Raw genomic sequence first — 17,109 nt, 5'->3', positions numbered from 1 at the left:
CCTTCCGACACTCAACATATAGTGACATGCGCATATGAACAACGGTGACTCCGGTCACCCCAGCCCCTCCCGATTACCCCTTGGGCAGCAGGTCCACCCGCGCCGCAGCCCGCAAAAGCGCAGGTGAGAGCCGGGAAGCCAGCAACCCGAGCCGCGCCTCGCCGGTCACCGGCAGGACCGCCACATCACGCTCCACCGCATCCAGCACAGCCACCGCTACCCGCTCCGGCGCGAACCCCCGCCGCAGGTAGCGCCGGGTGGTCAGCTCCCGCAGCCGTTGCTGCCTCGCCGCGTCAGCGCCCGCGAACCGGGCCGACCGGGTGATGTTGGTGTGCACAAACCCGGGACAGATCGCCGAGACCCCGATCCCCCGCCCCGCCAGCTCCGCCCGCAGGCACTGCGCCAGCATCAGCACCGCGGCCTTGGTCGTGGCGTAGGCGGGCAGGTTCCGGGTCGGCGTGTACGAGGCCATCGAAGCGGTGACCACCAGCTGCCCGCCCTCCCCCCGCTCCACCAGCTGCGGCGCGAAGGCCCGCAACGTGTGAATGACCCCCCACAGATTCACATCGACCACCCGCGCCCAGTCGGCCACCGAGGTGTCCAGGAATGCCCCGCTGACCGCGACCCCCGCATTGGCCACCACCACATCCGGCACCCCCACCTCGGCCCGGACCCGCTGCGCCAGCGCGACCACCGCATCCCCGTCAGCCACATCAACCGCGTACCCGGTCCCACCCACCTCAGCCGCCACCGCCACGGCGCCGGCCCCATCCACATCAACCACCACAACCTCGGCCCCCGCCGCGGCAAAAGCCCGCACACAGGCCCGCCCAATCCCACTGGCCCCACCCGTGACCAGCACAACCTTCCCGCCAAACCGCTGCACACTCGCCGCGGCCCGCAACCCCCGGCTGGCCGGCGCCCCCTCCACGTGATCAACGAACTCCCCCACCATCCGGGCCAGCACCACCGGATGAGTACGCGGCATCCAGTGCCCAGCCGGCACCTCCCGCCGCCACAACCGCGCCACCCACCGGGCCGTCCCGGCCACATGCGCCGACCTCACATACGCATCCCGCGTCGGCACCACCAACTGCACCGGCAACGAAGCCCACCGCTCCCGGGGCCGCCGCACGAACCCCGGCAGATTCGCCCGGTAAAGCTCCAGCCCCCGCCGCACATCCCGCCCCCGCGCGCCACACCGCCAAGCCACCAGCGGCGACACCAGCTCCCCCAACCGAGACCGGAACACCCCCAGGTACGCCGACCGCACAACCAGCGTCGCCAGCCCCCGCAACCCCCGCCACGAAGGCCGCCGCAACGCCCCCCGAACCCACCACCCCACGTGATCAAGGCAAGGCCCCGACACCGACGTGAACGAGGCGAACACCCCGGAATATGTGGGATCGGTCACAGCCTCCCAAGCCTGCGCCGACCCCCAGTCATGCCCCACCACATGCACGGCCCGCCCCGGCGACACCGCCCGGGCCACCGCCACCAGATCAGCGGCCAACCGCTCCACCCGGTACCCATCCCGCCCCCGCGGCGCCCCCGACCGCCCACAACCCCGCACGTCATACCGCACAACCCGGTACCGCCGAGCCAGCTCCGCCACCACCGGCCCCCAGAGCGCCGAGGTATCCGGAAACCCATGCACCAACACCACAACAGGCGCCCCCAGCACCCCCTCAACCCACACCCCAAGCCGCAGGTCACCGGAATCTACTGAGCAGTAGCCAACCTCGGTCATACTCCAAGACGGTAGGCCGTGCAGACCCCCTCCGGCTATGCGCTAAGCTTCTGCACGTCGCCACGGCGAGGGGTTCTCCCCAGACCACGGCGACCGGGTTAGCCCCCGTAGCTCAGGGGATAGAGCACTGCCCTCCGGAGGCAGGGGCGCAGGTTCGAATCCTGCCGGGGGCACCACAGCAGGACGTAGGCGGCATCCATGATGTCGCCTTTTTCATTTCTCCCCTCCTTCACTTCGCCACTGGGCACGCAGTCCGCTTGCGTGCTGACAGGTCGCGCTGATCAGTCGCGCCCTCGACAAGTGGGACTGAATAATTCAGCTTTGCTCGCCGCGCAATTCCGGCCGCGAAGTCCAGCCGAAAATTGACCAAACAATCATCACTCGTTCGAGCTACATGATCGACACGTTGCGCCACCATCCATCACTCTATCGAGCTAATTCGATCGAGTTAGTTGCCTAGTTGGCCCCTTGCTTCCTGACGGTTGGGTGAGCTGGTCCCCGTTAGGCTCGAATGCCACTCGCCGTGTCTTATCTGCCACTGGGCTCATGATCTTTGCGGCACTGGCACCGACCGAGATCAAGCACCATAATCGCAAGTACAGCGAGGCGACATCGCCTCGCTGTTCGCAATAGAAAGCGCGGCCCCCTGCGGTAACAGGGGACCGCGTCGTATCTAACACACAGATAGGTCCTAATCTGCATGAGCACTATAAGTGCGTCCTACCCGGAAAAGCCAGGTCAGGGCGGACGTTCCGGGGATTCTCACCCGGTTGAGAAAGGCCGCAGGCGTGGCAGGCGGCGTACCGGTCCGCAGGGCCACCGGCAGGTGACCTCCTGGCGGTGCGTGTTCGGCGAGGTCCTGCGGGGCGGCTGGTCCAGCACGCTGCGCGCGACCCTGCTGATCATCGCGATCGCCTGCGGCCTGGCCCTGGTCGGCTACGCGGCGGGTGGGGTGACCGGGCTGGCCGGCGCCGGCACCCTGGTCGGGATCTCCGCGCTGGCCGGCCGGCGCACCTGGGGCAGTCACCCCGGAGCGGCGTTGCCGGGGATGTCGAACAGTGAGGCACGCTGATGAGCTGACCGGCTAGCTGTACCGGTCCCGCGGCGCAGCGACACCGTGTCCGCGGGACCGCAGGCCCACCCCCGCGTTGCGCAGCAGGGTGCGCACGGCGCTGTAGGAGGAGCCGAACTGCGCGGCGAGTTGCCGGATGCTGGCGCCGGATCGATAGCCCTCGATCACCAGTTCGGTGGCGGCGGGCTGCTGCGCGCGCACCGGTCGGGGCACGCCGCCCTCGGCCAGCAAGCGCCGGATCGCCCGCCGGTCGATGCCGGTCCGCCTGCTCAGGTTCTCGATCGACTCGCCCGCGCGGTGCCTGCGGACCAGGTCCGCGGTCAGTTCTGCCGCGCTGGCCCGGAGACAGGCGTCGTTGTCGGTGCGCACGCCTGCCTCGATCAGCAACCTGCGCACCAGGGCCGGGCCGCGGCGGAGGTCCGCGGCCAGTTCCGGGATGGACACGGCGCCGGTGGCGAATCGGCTGGCGAGTTCGGCGGCCACCCTGCGGCGACGGCGGCCGCGGAGTGGTTCGGGATCCGGGGTGCTGGTCACGGAAATCTCCCGGTAGGTCAACAGCATCGTCGGATCGGGACCGCGACCGCCCCGGCCCGTGATGCGCACTTCTGACCAGTACCGATTCAGCCAATAACCTAGACAAGCAAACGAGACGGATACCCATAGGGTGAAGTATTGCCCGATAACCGAGATGGTGGAGTTACTCGCGGTTGCGGCGGAATAACTCCGCGTACACGCTTGCCCCAGTAGTCAGACGGTGTCCGCACCAGGGGGTAGGTATGCACAGCTATGACCCGTACGCGGTGTCCGGCACGTTCGCCGCGGGGAGCTGGGAACGCCCGGCGATCTGCGGGCCGAACGGTGGCCATTGCGTTGAAGTGAGCCTGGATCAGCCCGGATTTGTCGGGTTGCGGGACAGCAAGTTGGACACCAGTCCGGTTCTGGTGTTCGACGATCAGGAATGGCGGTCTTTCCTGACCGCGGCACGTGCGGGCCAGTACGACCTCTGACCGCCGAGGCGCCGCGCCGGGGTGATCGGAGTCTGCTGACGGAGAACTCGTGACACCTTCTGCAACAACAGCACGGCGGCTACTCGGCCTGGAATTGAGGTCGGCCCGGAACCGGGTCGGCCTCAGCCAGAGTGCGCTCGCGGCCAAATCCGGTTGTGGCCAGGTGACGATCACGCGGTACGAACAGGAACTCGGTGCGGTCAAGCCGGAGTACCTCCGTCGGATAGTCCAGGCGCTACGGATCAAGGGCGAGGACGCGGACAACCTGTTCGGTCTGGCCTTGGCCAGCCGGAGCCGGACGCCATGGCTCGGTGAGCGCAAGGCGGTGGCCGAGTGGGTCCGATTCGTCTACGAGACCGAGTGCGACACATCCCAGATCCTCAACTGGAACAGCGAACGCCTGCCCGGTCCACTGCAGTCCGAGCACTTCATGCTCGCCCTGCACGGACTGGACGGAGCCACGAACGTGACCCCGCAGGTCGCCATGCGCACCAGGCGGCGGGAACTGTTCGACAGCAGCGTGCTGGAGAACTACGGCTGCATCCTCGGCGAGGCGTTCTTCGAGCGGGTACCGTTTCAGTTGGGTTCGGCCGCCGCCCTCGATCAGGTTCGCCATCTGCTCGATCTGGCCGAACATCCGAAGATCTCCTTCCAGGTCCTGCCGTTCACCGCCCGGATCCGGCACCTCGAATCGGACTTCATGGTCATGAAGTTCCCCGAGGCACAACTGGACTACGCGTTCGTCGAGTACCTGAATGGCGCCAAGCAGATTAACCCCGATGAGGGTCTTGACGCCTTCGAGCAGGAATGGCAGAAAATCAGCGAGGCAGCCTGGAACACCGCCAAGAGCCAGGACTACCTGACTGAACTGGCAAAGCGACTGGCCGGGCCTTAGCCTGGGAGTACGAGTCGGCAACCGAAGGACAGTCATGGCCGCGCCAGTCGATCAGGACCCGTTCCCGCCAGCCGGGCTCAACCTCAACCGCCCCGGCAACGCCCGCGTCCACGACTATCTTCTGGGCGGAACCACCAATTGGGCGATAGACCGCACTCTCGGTGACCAAATACTCGCCGCGCTTCCGCTGACCAGGTCGATTTACACAGCTAACCGGCTTTTCCTGCATCGAGCAGTCCGGCAGCTCATTGAACTCGGAGTTCGACAGTTCATCGATATCGGTTCCGGCTTGCCGACCATGAGCCAGACGCACGAGATAGCCGAGGAGCTGTGTCCTGACGCGGTGCGGGTGGTCTACCTGGACCATGATCCGCTCACCGTGGCGCACGCCCAGATACACCTCGAGCGCAGCGGCGACCCGCAGCGCCATGCCGTCCTGCACGCCGATCTGCGCGCCGCAGATCGGGTCTGGACCCTGATCGGCCAGACCGGCGTGCTTGACCTGGCCGAACCAACCGCGTTGCTCGCCGTGTCGGTGCTGGACGCGCGCCAGCCCGACCAGACCGGGGCCGCCGACATGAGCCCGATCGCGGTGGCGCGATACCGGGAACTGCTCGCCACCGGCTCCTACCTCGCGCTGTCCCATGCCACGGTGGACGGGGTGCCTGCCGCGCTGGTCCCTGGGCTGACCGAGGCCGCCCTCCTGTACGCGGGGGCCGGTATCCCGGTGCTCCACCGGGACCAGCGTGAGATCGCCGCGTTGTTCGGGGACTTCGAGCTGTTGTCTCCCGGGCTGACCTGGGCCCCGCTCTGGCGACCCGAGGGCGGCGACCGCGCGGCAGGCGAGCCGCGCTTCGCCACGCCGAATCAGTCGGCCGTGCGCGTCGGCGTCGCACAGAAGCGCTGACCAGGGCGCTGGACTGACGACACTGTTCGGAAAGTATCCCTACTAACGGCCGTTCAGCTGGACCGATCACGCGGTTACCGTTGAGGGCGTGGACGGCTGCCTTCCCACTGCCGTTGGCCGGCCACGATCCCGTCGCCATGACTCTGTTCTCACCGCCCTGGAACAGGAAGAGGATCGGCATGTCCAACGGCAGGCGTGCCCGGGTGACGCAGGTGCTTGCGTTGCTTGTGGCGTTGGTGGCTCTTGTGTTGGTTCCCACGCAGGGGGGTAGTGCGGCGCCGGCCGCGCCTCGGTACAAAGTGTTGGGGTTGTATCAGGGGACTTGGGATGCGGCTCATATCGCGTTTGTCAAGGAGGCTAATCCTTGGTTTTCGCGGATGGCTACGCAGCATAATTTCTCGTATACCGCGAGTACTGACTGGAATATTTTGGCCAATGATGGTGCGTTGAACCAGTACCAGGTTGTTCTTTTCCTGGATGCTTTGCCTGGGTCTGCGGCGCAGCGTAGTGGGTTCCAGCGGTATGTGGAGCGGGGCGGCGGCTGGCTGGGGTTCCATGTGGCTGCTTACAACGACAATCCCGGTGGGTGGAACTGGTACCACAACACGTTGCTGGGGACCGGGCGGTTCAAGAACAACACCTGGGGGCCGACCACCGCGAAGTTGAAGGTGGAGAATCGGTCGCATCCGGCTACGGCCGGGTTGCCTGCGACGTTCACCTCGTCGGTGAGCGAGTGGTACAGCTGGACCAATGACCTTCGGCAGAATCCGAACATCCAGATTCTGGCTTCGGTTGATCCTTCGAGTTTCCCGCTGGGGACCGATCCGAACCAGACTTGGCGGTCTGGGTACTACCCGATTATGTGGACCAACAAGAACTATCGGGTGCTGTACGCGAACTTCGGGCACAATGCGATGGACTACCCGAACAACCGGCCGTTGTCCTCGACGTTTGCCAGTGATACCCAGAACAAGTTCCTCATCGACGGGCTCAACTGGCTGGGGAGCCGCTGATCCAGGACTCCGGGCGCATTCCCACGAGGATTGCGTCCGGGGTTTGGGTGTTGTCGACGAAATCGGCCGCCGCGTCCGCCGGTAGGTAGCGGGTGACCAGGCGGATCAGGTCGGCGCGGGGTGGGGTCTGCTGCCAGGTGGTCACGGGGCCTTCGACGGTGACGTAGCCGTAGGGCGGTTCCGGGTGTTGCACAGACAGGGTGAAGCGGCCGGCTTTGCGGATCAGGATTGCTTTGCGGGAGCTGGACCGGGTCCAGACCAGTACCTCGCCGTCCCGGTAGTCATACCAGACCGGGACGGCGAGGGGGCCGCGGTTGTCCCTGGTCACGGCGAGGATGGCGACTCGGGGAGCGGCCAGGAACTCGATGCGGTCCTGGACGGGCATGGGCACGGGGCTCTCCTCGTCGGGGGTGCGTGGTGGGGTGCGCGGCGGGGTGCGCGGCTCCCGTGGGATGTGCGGGGCCGAATTACTCGATCGTGTCAGGCGGGGACTTGGTTTGGGAGGGCTCCTTATATATCCCGATATGCCTGCAACTTCCGGTCAGACGATGGGATAAATCTGTGGGTGGTTGACGGGGTCGCGGGGTTCACTTGTCCGGACATGAATGAGAAGCAGATGGTTCGGGTGTCCAAGCGACTGTCGCGGCACCTGCGGCACGCACCCGGGGAGATCGGGCTGGAGTTGGGCGACGGGGGCTGGGTTTCCGTCGCGGAGTTGCTCAGCGCGCTGGCCGGGCATGGGTTCCGGGTCAGCCGGGATGAGCTGGCTGAGGTTGTCGCGCGGAATGACAAGCGGCGGTTTGCCTTTGACGACAGCGGGATGTTGATCCGGGCCAGTCAGGGGCATTCGGTCCCGGTTGAACTGGCGCTTCCGGTGGCGGTACCGCCCGCGGTGCTCTTCCACGGGACGGTTGCGGCCGCGTTGGCGGCCATTCGGCGGGAAGGGCTGCGGCCGATGCGACGGCTTCACGTGCACCTGTCCGCCACTGAGGAGACCGCGGTCCGGGTGGGCGCGCGGCGGGGCAAGCCCGTGGTGTTGCGAGTGGCTGCGGCGCGGATGGTCGCCGAGGGGCGGGTGTTCTACGTCAGCGCGAATGGGGTGTGGCTGACGGATGGGGTGCCGCCGGAATACCTGGAGTGGGCGGACTTGGCTTAGCGGCGGGTGTTTGCGGTGATCTCTTCGACGATCTGGGGCCAGATCGGGCGGGGCAGGTCGTGGCGCAGGTCGGGAATGAGGATGAGGGTGGCCCCGGGGATGGCGGCCGCGGTGGCTTTTCCGCCGCTGACGTCGATCAGGGGATCGTCGGTGCCGTGGATTACCAGGGTGGGGATGTCGAGGCTGGTCAGGGCCTTGGTACGGGGTGGGGCGGACCAGATCGCGGCGAGCTGGCGGGCACCGTCCGCTGGACGGTAGGCCCGGTCGTAGGCGGCGGTGGACACGGCTCGCATGTCCGCCTCGGTCACGCCGAGGCGGGTCGAGGAGATCGCCAGGCCGGCCTGGGCGCCGTGTTCGATGATGTCCTCGCGGGTGCTGGGGCTGGGGCGTTGCAGGAACGCGGCCGTGTCCGGGCGGCTCTGGCCGACGGTGCGGTCGCCGGTGCTGGACATGATCGAGCACAGGCTGAGCGCGCGGCCGGGGTGGTTGATCGCGATCAGCTGGGCGATCATGCCGCCCATCGAGGCGCCCAGCAGGTGCGCGGCGCCGATGCCCAGCTGGTCCAGCAGGCCGACCGCGTCGGCGGCCATGTCGTCCAGGGAGTACGGGACGGTGCGGTGGTCGCCTGCGACGATCGCCGGGAAGTCCGGGGCGGGGGTGTCCGGGACTCCGGTGGACAGGCCGACGTCGCGGTTGTCGAAGCGGATGACGAAGAAGCCCTGTGCCACAAGCAGCTCGACGAGCCGGTCGTCCCAGGCGGTCAGCTGGGCCAGCTGGCCCGCGATCAGCAGCAGGGCCGGATCGGTTGCGGCGCCGTGGGTTTCGTAGGCCAGCTCGATGCCGGTGGGCAGGGTCGCACGGGACATGGGTTCGATGCTGCCAGCGGTGGGATCAGCCGGGCCGCTCGTGGACCGGGATCTCGCTGAGGGCTGAATCCGTTGCCCAGTTGGCCAGGAAGCGCAGGGCCTCGGCGGAGCGGGAGCCGGGTTCGGCGGTGTAGACGATGATTTTCTGGTCTGTGGCATCCCGCAGGTCCATGGCCTGGTAGTTCAGCGTCAGCGGGCCGGCGATCGGGTGCACCAGGGTCTTGCGGCCGTGCATCTGCGCGCGCACCCGGTGATCTGCCCACCAGCGGCGGAAATCCGGGTCCTTCAGCGACAGTTCACCGACCAGCGCGGCCAGTGTGGGGTCGTCCGGGTACCGGGAGGCGTCCTCCCGCAGGTAGGCCACGCAGTCGCGGACGACCTCGTCCCAGTTCCGCAGCCGCGGGCGGATCTCGGGATCCAGGAAGGTCAGCCGGAGCAGGTTGCGCTGGGCGGGCGGCAGCCGGGCGAAGTCCAGGTAGAGCGCGGCGGCGAGGTTGTTCCAGGCCAGCACCTCCATCCGCCGGCCCAGGACCAGGGCGGGCAGGCCTTGCAGGCTGTCGAGGATCTGCTGGGTTTGCGGGCGGACCGACGCGGTGGCGACGCGGGTTCCCGGCGCGTGCACCGGTTCGGCGATGCGCAGCAGATAGGCGTGTTCGTCCTGACGCAGGTCCAGGGCCCTGGCCAGGGCATCCAGCACGGCGCGGGAGACGTTGCGGGCGCGGCCCTGTTCGAGCCGGACCAGGTAGTCCACGCTCACGCCCGCCAGCTGGGCCAGCTCCTCGCGGCGCAGGCCGGGCACCCGGCGCCGGCGGCCGTCCTCGGGTAAACCGCGCGCCACCGGGTCCACCCGCGAGCGGCAGGCGCGCAGGTATTCGCCGAGTGCGGCGCCTGCGGAGGGGGTGCGGTCCATGGGCCCATTGTGACCGTCGGCGGGCTCGCTTGCCTGGTACTGCCAGTCCCAGGGACGGGGAGTCCCAGGGACTGCCCGTCCCTGGGACAAGCGGTCCCTGGTTGGGCTCTGGCGAAGTCGGCAGAGTCGTTGGCAGCAGAGGACGCAGCAGAGGACAACGACCTTGGGAGCAGAGCACATGACCACGTGGTTCATCACCGGCGCGTCGCGGGGCTTCGGCCTGGAAATCGCCCGGCAGGCGCTGGAACGCGGTGACTCGGTGATCGCCACCGCCCGCGACACAACGGCGGTCGCCTCGGCACTGCCCGGCTTTGGCGAACGGCTGCTGCCGGTACCGCTGGACGTCACGGACGAGGATGCGGCGCGGCACGCGGTCGCGGCCGGGCTGGCCCGGTTCGGCCGGATCGACGTGCTGGTCAACAACGCCGGGCGCGGGCTGCTCGGCACGGTGGAAGAGGTGAGCGACGCCGAGGTGCGTTCGGTCTTCGACACCAACGTTTTCGGGCTGCTGGCGGTCACCCGCGCACTGCTGCCGGTGTTCCGGGCCCAGCGCGCGGGCAAGATCCTCAACCTCAGCTCGGTCGGCGGCGTGGTGAGCTGGGCCGGCTGGGGCGCCTACTGCGCGACCAAGTTCGCCGTCGAGGGCATCTCCGAAGCGCTGCGGCTGGAGCTTGCGCCGCTGGGCGTGCAGGTCACCTCGGTGCAGCCGGGGCCGTTCCGCACCGATTTCCTGGACTCCAGCTCGCTGGTCCGCTCGGCTGCCGTAATCGAGGACTACGCGGCATCCGGCGGAGTCATGCGGAACTGGGCCGATGACACCAACCACGCCCAGGAGGGCGATCCGGTCAAGGCGGTGCAGGTCATCCTCGCCGTCACCGACCGGGAGGTGCTGCCGGCCAGGCTGCCGCTGGGCAGCTCCTGCGTGGCCGATATCGAGGGGCACCTGGCCGAGGTCACGCAGGAGCTGGCCGACCTGCGTGACCTGGCCGTGTCCACGGATTTCGCCGGCGTGGCCGCGGGGTCCCCGCTGCCCCGCGGCTGACCGGTCAGGCGGCGCTGGTCACCGGCGCGATCCGCAGCGCGGCCACCAGGTCCCGGTAGAGTTCGTCGTTTTCCAGGAGGTGGGCGTGGTTGCCCAGGGCACGCCGTTTGCCCTTGTCCAGCAACAGGATCTGGTCGGCGTCGAGCACGGTGGAAAGCCGGTGCGCGATGGTGACCACCGCACCGTGGCGGGCCACCCTGGCGATCACGTCCTGCACCGCGGCCTCGGTCAGCCCGTCCAGCTGGGCGGTGGCCTCGTCCAGCAGCAGGATCTCCGGATCGCTGACCAGGGCGCGGGCCAGGGCGATGCGCTGGCGCTCGCCGCCGGAGACCACGGAGCCGGAGAGCACGGTGTCCAGGCCGTCCGGCAGCGTGCGGGCCCGTTCGGCCAGCTGCACCGCCTCCAGCGCGGTCCACAGCTCCGCCTCGGTCGCGCCGGGGTGGGTGTACTGGAGGTTCTCCCGGAGCGTGCCGGGCAGCAGCGGGGTGTCCTGTTCGACGTAGACGATCCGCCTGCGGACCTCGGCCAGCGACCACTGCTCGTAGCCGGTGCCGTCCAGCGCCAGCTCACCGTGTTCGGGCTGCAGGAAGCGCAGCATCAGGGAGAACATCGTGGTCTTGCCGGAGCCGGAGGGGCCGACGATGGCGGTGTGCCCGGTGCGTGGGATGTCCAGGCTGACGCCGTCCAGCGCGGCGGGCGCGCCGGGGGCGTAGCGGGCGGTGACCTCGCGGAAGGAGAGCACGGGGGCCTGCGCGGCGGGCTCAGGCTCGCGGGCCAGCGGCTCGGTCTGCTCGATGGAGAGGTTCTCGATCTCCTTGATCCGGGCCGCGGCGGCGATGCCGGACTGGAGCTGGGTGAAGGTCCGGGTCAGCGTGGATACCGGCTCCATCACCTGGAAGGCGTAGAGCAGGAAGGCGACCAGGCTGGAGACCGGCAGCGCGCCGGAGCTGACCCGCCAGGCGCCCAGGGCCAGGATCAGCAGGATGGCGAGCTGGATGCCCCAGCTCGCGGTGGTCCAGGCGACCGCTTCGATCCGCACCGCGCGCACGCTCTGCCGCGCGGATTCCTTGGCCTCGGTGAGGATCCGGGTGCTCTCCCTGGCCTCGGCCCGGCTGGCCTTGACCGTGCGGATGGCCCGCAGCGCGCCTTCGAGCACGCCGCCGAGCCTGCCGACCGCGGCCTGGGCGTTGCGCTGGGCGTCGGCCAGCGGGGACATCAGGATCGCCACCACGGTGCCGACCACGATGAGCACGATGACGGTGCCGGTGAGCAGCACCCAGTCGAGCACGCCCATCAGGATCAGCGCGCCGGCCAGCGCGACCGCGCCGTTGACGAAGTTGACCACGCTGTCGGTGGCCGCCTCACGCAGCAGCACCGTGTCCGAGGTGACCCTGGTGACCAGTTCGCCGCTGGGGCGGTTGGCCAGCTCGCCGACCCGGACCCGGAACAGCCGGTGCACCATGGTGCTGCGGGCGTCCAGCACGATCCGCTCGGCCAGTCTGCCGAGCAGGATCCACTGCGCCAGCCCCAGTCCCGCGCCCACCAGCAGCAGGCTGACCAGCAGCACGACCGCGGGCAGGATCGGCGCGGACACGGCGAGACCGTCCAGCACCCCCTTGGTGACCAGTGGGGTGGCCAGCGTGGCCCCGGTGGTGCCCAGGCCCAGCACCAGGCCCAATAACAGTGTCCGGCGGTGCGGCCGCACGAAGTGCCACAGCACGCGGGCGTGCTGCCAGCGCGGCGAATCGGGTTCTGACATGTCTGCGCCCCAAGTTGTTCGTTCAGGTCAGGTCATCAACGTACCAGCGTGGGACACCCATGTCCCATAATTTATAGGGAAAGCCCCTAAGTGGGAGGACGTGGTACTAGACTGGTTCCTTATGACGAGCAGCACCCGGGAGTCAGGCAGCCGGAGCCGGACCCGTAAGGCGATCCTGGACGCGGCTGTCACCGTGCTGGCGCAGCGGTCCACCGCCTCGATGGCCGAGATCGCCGATGCCGCCGAGGTCGGGCGCAGCACGCTGCACCGCTACTTCCCGGAACGCTCCGAGCTGATGACCGCGATCTTCCGGATGACGGTGGAGCGACTGGGCACCGCGCTGGCCGAGGCGAAACTGGCCGAGGGCACCGCCGCGGAAGCGCTGCGCCGGGCGGTGCACGCCTACTTCGAGCTGACCCCGGCGCTGATCCAGGTGTGCAGCGAGGGACAGCAGCGCAGCGAGGACGGCTGGCTGAACGCGGCCTTCGAGCGGGCGGACAAGCCGGTGGTCGGCCTGATCGCCCGCGCGCAGGCCGAGGGGTACCTGGACCGGTCGATCAGTCCGGAGTGGATCTACAAGGTGCTGTGGTGGAACGTCTTCGCCGGGATCGAGGCCACCGGCGAGGGGCTGATGGGCAAGCATCAGGCCGCGGAGTCGGTCATCCGGCTACTGGAGCGGGGGTTGCTGGCCCAGGCAGGTTCGTGACCGCGGCGCCGACGACCTCGCCGATGGTCTGCTCGCTCAGACCGCCGCGGCGCAGCAGTTCCACTCCCTGCAGGGTGGCCAGCAGCACCCTGGCCTGGGCCGAGGTGTCGGTGTCCGGATGCAGTTCGCCCTCGGTCACCGCGGTGGCCAGCGCGCGGGCCACCAGCTCCTCGATCGCGGCGAAGGTGGACTGGGTGCGGGCCAGCACCTCCGGGTCGTCGCCGCCGAGTTCGGTCGCGCCGCTGACCAGCAGGCAACCGAAGCGCTCCTGGGTGCTGGGCGTGGTGGCCATCCGGACCAGCAGGGCGCGCAGGCGCTCCAGCATGGATCCGCTGCCCTCACGCAGGCCCGCGCACAGGGCCTCCACCTGGCGTTCGCGGTTGATCTCCAGCGCGCGCAGGAAGAGCTGCCGCTTGTCGCCGAAGGCTCCGTAGAGACTGCCTTTGCCGAGGCCGGTGACCTGCATCAGATCGTCCAGCGAGGTGGCCGCGTAGCCCGCGCGCTCGAACTGGGCGCAGACCGCGGTCAGCACCTCTCGTTCGTCGAAGCTGCGCGGCCGGGGCATGCCCCGATGCTAGTCCGCGCGCCGGCCGGCGCCGCCGGATCGCGCCGGGAACGTCACCTTCCAACAAGAACGAACGTTCTGTACGATGGCGGCATGAGCACCGAGGTGAAGGTTTCCGAGCCCAGGGAGCGACTGCTGGCCACCGCTTCGGAGTTGTTCTACGCCGAGGGCATCCAGGCCATCGGGGTGGACCGGCTGGTCAAGGAGGCATCGGTGACCAGGGCCACCTTCTACCGGCACTTCCCCACCAAGGAGGACCTGGTGGTGGCCTACCTGCGCGGCAAGCACGAGGAGATCCGCGGCGGGGTGGCGGCGGCGGTGGCCGGTCAGGACCCGGTGACGGCGCTGCACATCATGCTCGGCGCGTTCGCCCAGGCCAGTTGTGGCCCCGGTTTCCGCGGCTGCGCCTTCCTCAACGCCGCGGCCGAGTACCCGGATCCGCAGGCGCCGGTGCGGATGCTGGTCCGGGAGCATCGCGGCTGGTTCCACGACGGGCTGCGGGGCAGGCTGACCGAGGCCGGGCACCCGGACCCCGGGCACGCGGCCACCGCGCTGGTGCTGGTGCGGGACGGCATCATGTCCGGCGGATATCTTGACCAGCCGGCGGACATCCAGTCCACAGTGGACCGAATGGTGGACGGCGTGCTGGCCGGGAACTGCTGACCACCGACTTTCGCCGGGTAATCCGGCGGTCTGCGTCACATGCGGCCGAACAGGTGATTTCCCGCGCCCGGATAGCGGACAGCGGTTCGCGCACAGCCTTTCCGACCTGCGGACACCGTGATCCAGAGCCCGGCATCGCTTATTGGACAACGGATCTGCCAGTTTCGGCGGAGCCCGGAGTGATCTAGCGTCGGCGCGTGTTCACCACCGCCGCCCCGGTTCCGCTCGCCCCCGGCAGGCTGCTCGTGGACGCCGAGGAGATCGAGGCCACCAGGGCCGCCTTCGTCGAGGCGATCAACGAACTGGCTCCGTTGTTGCGGCAGGCCCAGCACGCTCTGGTGAGCTGGCCCGCGGCCTCCGACGAGGTGAGCCGGGACGCGGCCGGTGAACAGACCCGGCGCGGGGTGCAGTCGGAGGACTCCGCGCTGGCGGTGCTGACGGTGTACCTGGCCGAGCTGTTCCACGCGGTCGAGCAGCTGGACGCGGCCGCGGCGCAGTACCGCGCCGCCGAGGACACCGCCACGGCGAATCTCCGTGTCTGAGAAGGGAAGGACCGGCATGCGAGGCGCCCATGGACGCTGCTGGCTGGCCGTCCCGCACCTCAAGATCTACCTGGACATCCACAGCGGCCCCGGGGTCGGCGCGACCGAACCCGCGGTGACCACCTACCGCAAGCTCGCCGAGGCGCTGCACCAGGTTGACGACAACCTGCACGCCCGGCTGGCCAAGTTGCGCACCGGCTGGCAGGGCGAGGCGGCGGCGCACACCGCACACGCACTGGCCCCGCTGGCCGCCTGGGCCGCGGACACCAAGGTGGCGATGACGACCGAGGCCGAGGCCACCCAGGAGTGCGCCGACGCCTACGCGGACGCGCGCAACCACGTGCCGCCGCCCCAGTTCCTCCCGGCCAAGCCAGTGACCGCGGTGGCCTGGCTGCCCGCGCTGGTGGGCAACCGGATCGACTACGAGCCGGTGGAGGTCCAGGTGGACGCCGCGCACGCGGAGGCCGCGCGGGCGATGGAGGTCTACCAGGAGCGGGTGGACACCGCGCTGGCAGAGCTGCCACCGCTGCTGAACCCGCCGCGGCTGGACATCTCGATCGTCGCGCCGGGTTCGCTGTTGTCCGGGCTGTCGGTGCGGGATCCGTTGGGGCTCAACGCCTCGGTGTCGGTGAGCGCGGCGGGCCACCCGGCTCTGCATCCGCACCAGCCGGTCGCACCGGTGCACACGATCATTCCCGATCCGGCCCCGGCGCCGCTGGCCGATCAGCGGCAGCCGACGCCTCGATCGTCCACTGTGGACAAATCACAGGTTTGGTCGACGGTCGGCGACGGCAATCCGGCCGACGATCACCGGCAGCAGCAACAGAATCCGCCCCGGCCTGGCACGATGGTCCGGGCGGTGCCGGAGCAACGGGTCGAGAAGTCCACTGTGGACCGTCGAAGGGCCGATGCCAGGCCGGAGGAAGCCGGGTTCGGGCTGCGCGACGGGGTGCTGGGCTACCACCCGGCGCCGCGCACCTCGCCGGAGGCCGAGGAGGACACCCCGGCGGTCATCGGCTCCTCCCCCGCGCTGTGACCGCGTTCGCGCTTTCCGTCGCGGCGGTGGACCTGCTGTGGCGGCGGCTGGAACTGGGTCCGCAGCCGCTGGTCATCCGGGTGCCGCCGCAGGCGCACACCGCGACCGAGCGGGCCGGGCAGACCGAGGCGGCCGAGGCCGAACTGGCCGCAGCCGGACTGGTGCTGCGTGGCGGGGTGCACCCGGAACTGGTGGCGCTGCTGCGGATGCTGGCCCGGCCGGAGCGGGAGCTGGACGCGCGGCTGTTCCTGGAACTGCCGGTGCGCGCGCTGGCGGCCAGCGCGGGCGAGCAGGCCGCGCTGGTGGTCTCCGACGGCGTCCGCTGGCAGGTCACCGTGCTGGAGCCGACCGGGCTGGCGCACGCGATCCTGTCCCCGCTGCCCGAACGCCCGGCGGGACCGGGGGAAAGCGTGTCGGTGCGGTCGGCGGCGTTGAGCGCGGCAGCGGCCTCGGGTGACCTGGAGGCCTTCGAGCCCGCGCTGGTCGAGTTCGGCGTGCCGTCGGCGCAGGCCGCCGCGCTGGCGCTGATGTTCCGGGATCCGGTGGACTTCGGGCAGTTCGGCGTGGCCGGGCTGGACGCCACCGGGCGGCGGCGCCGGGCCGAGCGGGTGGTGGCCTTCCACGACACCAGCTACGGGCGCTACCTGGTGGAGGAGCACCGGGCCAGCGACGGCACGGCCTGGACCACGGTCAGTCCGGCCGACACCCGGCGGCTGCACGGCCAGCTCACCACGCTGTCAGCTGATCTCGACCTCGCTCGAAGTCCAGCAGCTGCCGCTTCTTCGCCAGTCCTCCCCCATATCCGGTGAGGTTGCCGGTCGAGCCGATCACCCGGTGGCAGGGCACGATGATGCTGATCGGGTTCTTGCCGTTGGCCAGGCCGACCGCGCGGGCCGCCGAGGGGTTGCCGAGCCGCTGCGCGAGTTCGCCGTAGGTGGCGGTCTCGCCGTAGGGGATCTCCAGCAGGAGTTCCCACACCGAGCGCTGGAAATCGGTGCCCTGCAAGGACATCGGCAGGTCGAAGTGGCGCAACTCGCCGGCGAAGTACCGGGTGAGCTGGTCGATCACCGGGCCGAACGCGGCCGGGTCGGGTTCGCCGAAGCTCTCCTGCGGTGGCAGGTGACGTTGCCGGTCCATGTAGATGCCGGCCAGCGCGCCGTCCTGGGCGACCAGGGTGAGCGGGCCGTAGGGGCTGTCGATGATGGTGTTGGTGCGCATGG

20 protein-coding genes and 1 tRNA gene are annotated in these 17,109 nt (G+C 69.3%); 13 read left to right on the top strand and 8 right to left on the bottom strand.

Features of this window, described 5'->3' with window-relative positions; translation table 11 throughout:
* Positions 1 to 73 precede the first annotated feature (73 nt).
* Positions 74 to 1,750, bottom strand: coding sequence for an SDR family oxidoreductase (locus ACTOWY_RS30325; protein ID WP_441313018.1), 1,677 nt, complete (start codon positions 1,748 to 1,750; stop codon positions 74 to 76).
* Between the two features lie 101 nt (positions 1,751 to 1,851).
* Between ACTOWY_RS30325 and ACTOWY_RS30320 the strand changes: the two genes are divergently transcribed.
* Positions 1,852 to 1,926: transfer RNA gene (locus tag ACTOWY_RS30320), tRNA-Arg, on the top strand.
* Between the two features lie 650 nt (positions 1,927 to 2,576).
* Positions 2,577 to 2,822, top strand: coding sequence for a hypothetical protein (locus ACTOWY_RS30315; RefSeq protein ID WP_441313017.1), 246 nt, complete (start codon positions 2,577 to 2,579; stop codon positions 2,820 to 2,822).
* 12 nt (positions 2,823 to 2,834) lie between these two features.
* Here the strand turns inward: ACTOWY_RS30315 and ACTOWY_RS30310 are convergent, their stop codons facing one another.
* Positions 2,835 to 3,383: a helix-turn-helix domain-containing protein gene (locus ACTOWY_RS30310; protein WP_441313016.1), complete on the bottom strand. Its 549-nt coding sequence runs from the start codon at positions 3,381 to 3,383 to the stop codon at positions 2,835 to 2,837.
* A 215-nt stretch (positions 3,384 to 3,598) separates the two neighbouring features.
* On the opposite strand from ACTOWY_RS30310, the gene ACTOWY_RS30305 reads away from it, so the two are divergent.
* The 4 genes from ACTOWY_RS30305 (at position 3,599) to ACTOWY_RS30290 (ending at position 6,644) form a co-directional block, all read left to right on the top strand.
* Complete coding sequence (locus ACTOWY_RS30305) at positions 3,599 to 3,829, top strand: DUF397 domain-containing protein (protein ID WP_247764107.1); 231 nt, start codon at positions 3,599 to 3,601, stop codon at positions 3,827 to 3,829.
* 49 nt (positions 3,830 to 3,878) lie between these two features.
* On the top strand, positions 3,879 to 4,724 hold the full coding sequence (locus ACTOWY_RS30300; protein WP_441313015.1) for a Scr1 family TA system antitoxin-like transcriptional regulator: 846 nt from the start codon (positions 3,879 to 3,881) through the stop codon (positions 4,722 to 4,724).
* Between the two features lie 34 nt (positions 4,725 to 4,758).
* Entirely contained in the window at positions 4,759 to 5,631 is an 873-nt protein-coding gene (locus ACTOWY_RS30295) for an SAM-dependent methyltransferase (protein WP_441313014.1), read from the top strand.
* Between the two features lie 179 nt (positions 5,632 to 5,810).
* Positions 5,811 to 6,644, top strand: coding sequence for a ThuA domain-containing protein (locus ACTOWY_RS30290; protein WP_441313013.1), 834 nt, complete (start codon positions 5,811 to 5,813; stop codon positions 6,642 to 6,644).
* Here ACTOWY_RS30290 and ACTOWY_RS30285 read toward each other — a convergent pair.
* Entirely contained in the window at positions 6,622 to 7,035 is a 414-nt protein-coding gene (locus tag ACTOWY_RS30285) for a pyridoxamine 5'-phosphate oxidase (RefSeq protein ID WP_441313012.1), read from the bottom strand. The two genes, ACTOWY_RS30290 and ACTOWY_RS30285, sit on opposite strands and share 23 nt — an antisense overlap.
* A 210-nt stretch (positions 7,036 to 7,245) precedes the next feature.
* Between ACTOWY_RS30285 and ACTOWY_RS30280 the strand changes: the two genes are divergently transcribed.
* Positions 7,246 to 7,800 carry an RNA 2'-phosphotransferase gene (locus ACTOWY_RS30280; RefSeq protein ID WP_441313011.1) on the top strand — a complete coding sequence of 185 codons (555 nt, stop codon included), beginning with the start codon at positions 7,246 to 7,248 and terminating at the stop codon, positions 7,798 to 7,800.
* On the opposite strand, the gene ACTOWY_RS30275 is transcribed toward ACTOWY_RS30280, so the two are convergent.
* A complete protein-coding gene (locus ACTOWY_RS30275) occupies positions 7,797 to 8,666 on the bottom strand; it encodes an alpha/beta fold hydrolase (RefSeq protein ID WP_441313010.1) in 870 nt (289 codons plus the stop codon). The genes ACTOWY_RS30280 and ACTOWY_RS30275 overlap by 4 nt on opposite strands.
* A gap of 25 nt (positions 8,667 to 8,691) precedes the next feature.
* Positions 8,692 to 9,576: a helix-turn-helix transcriptional regulator gene (locus tag ACTOWY_RS30270; protein ID WP_441313009.1), complete on the bottom strand. Its 885-nt coding sequence runs from the start codon at positions 9,574 to 9,576 to the stop codon at positions 8,692 to 8,694.
* Between the two features lie 178 nt (positions 9,577 to 9,754).
* Here ACTOWY_RS30270 and ACTOWY_RS30265 point away from each other — a divergent pair, with 178 nt between their 5' ends.
* The gene (locus tag ACTOWY_RS30265; protein WP_441313008.1) at positions 9,755 to 10,618 is read left to right on the top strand and encodes an oxidoreductase; all 864 of its coding nucleotides are present in this window, start codon (positions 9,755 to 9,757) and stop codon (positions 10,616 to 10,618) included.
* Between the two features lie 4 nt (positions 10,619 to 10,622).
* Here the strand turns inward: ACTOWY_RS30265 and ACTOWY_RS30260 are convergent, their stop codons facing one another.
* A complete protein-coding gene (locus ACTOWY_RS30260) occupies positions 10,623 to 12,377 on the bottom strand; it encodes an ABC transporter ATP-binding protein (RefSeq protein WP_441313007.1) in 1,755 nt (584 codons plus the stop codon).
* A 121-nt stretch (positions 12,378 to 12,498) separates the two neighbouring features.
* Between ACTOWY_RS30260 and ACTOWY_RS30255 the strand changes: the two genes are divergently transcribed.
* Positions 12,499 to 13,083 (top strand): TetR/AcrR family transcriptional regulator, encoded by a 585-nt coding sequence (locus tag ACTOWY_RS30255; RefSeq protein ID WP_441313006.1) that lies wholly within the window; start codon positions 12,499 to 12,501, stop codon positions 13,081 to 13,083.
* Here ACTOWY_RS30255 and ACTOWY_RS30250 read toward each other — a convergent pair.
* The gene (locus tag ACTOWY_RS30250; RefSeq protein ID WP_441313005.1) at positions 13,037 to 13,648 is read right to left on the bottom strand and encodes a TetR/AcrR family transcriptional regulator; all 612 of its coding nucleotides are present in this window, start codon (positions 13,646 to 13,648) and stop codon (positions 13,037 to 13,039) included. The genes ACTOWY_RS30255 and ACTOWY_RS30250 overlap by 47 nt on opposite strands.
* A 93-nt stretch (positions 13,649 to 13,741) precedes the next feature.
* Here ACTOWY_RS30250 and ACTOWY_RS30245 point away from each other — a divergent pair, with 93 nt between their 5' ends.
* The 4 genes from ACTOWY_RS30245 (at position 13,742) to ACTOWY_RS30230 (ending at position 16,698) form a co-directional block, all read left to right on the top strand.
* Positions 13,742 to 14,311: a TetR/AcrR family transcriptional regulator gene (locus ACTOWY_RS30245; protein WP_441313004.1), complete on the top strand. Its 570-nt coding sequence runs from the start codon at positions 13,742 to 13,744 to the stop codon at positions 14,309 to 14,311.
* Positions 14,312 to 14,508: 197 nt separating this feature from the next.
* The gene (locus ACTOWY_RS30240) at positions 14,509 to 14,853 is read left to right on the top strand and encodes a hypothetical protein (RefSeq protein ID WP_441313003.1); all 345 of its coding nucleotides are present in this window, start codon (positions 14,509 to 14,511) and stop codon (positions 14,851 to 14,853) included.
* 16 nt (positions 14,854 to 14,869) lie between these two features.
* Positions 14,870 to 15,889: a PPE domain-containing protein gene (locus tag ACTOWY_RS30235; RefSeq protein WP_441313002.1), complete on the top strand. Its 1,020-nt coding sequence runs from the start codon at positions 14,870 to 14,872 to the stop codon at positions 15,887 to 15,889.
* Complete coding sequence (locus ACTOWY_RS30230) at positions 15,886 to 16,698, top strand: ESX secretion-associated protein EspG (RefSeq protein ID WP_441313001.1); 813 nt, start codon at positions 15,886 to 15,888, stop codon at positions 16,696 to 16,698. Before ACTOWY_RS30235 ends, ACTOWY_RS30230 begins: the two co-directional genes overlap by 4 nt.
* On the opposite strand, the gene ACTOWY_RS30225 is transcribed toward ACTOWY_RS30230, so the two are convergent.
* Positions 16,616 to 17,107, bottom strand: a complete 492-nt coding sequence (locus ACTOWY_RS30225; RefSeq protein ID WP_441313000.1) for a methylated-DNA--[protein]-cysteine S-methyltransferase — start codon at positions 17,105 to 17,107, stop codon at positions 16,616 to 16,618. The two genes, ACTOWY_RS30230 and ACTOWY_RS30225, sit on opposite strands and share 83 nt — an antisense overlap.
* Positions 17,108 to 17,109 lie beyond the last annotated feature (2 nt).

This window comes from Crossiella sp. CA198, assembly GCF_052078295.1.
Taxonomy (GTDB): domain Bacteria; phylum Actinomycetota; class Actinomycetes; order Mycobacteriales; family Pseudonocardiaceae; genus Crossiella.
The sequence above is the reverse complement of the archived record's forward strand: the minus strand, read 5'-3'. Positions and strand labels throughout refer to the sequence as shown.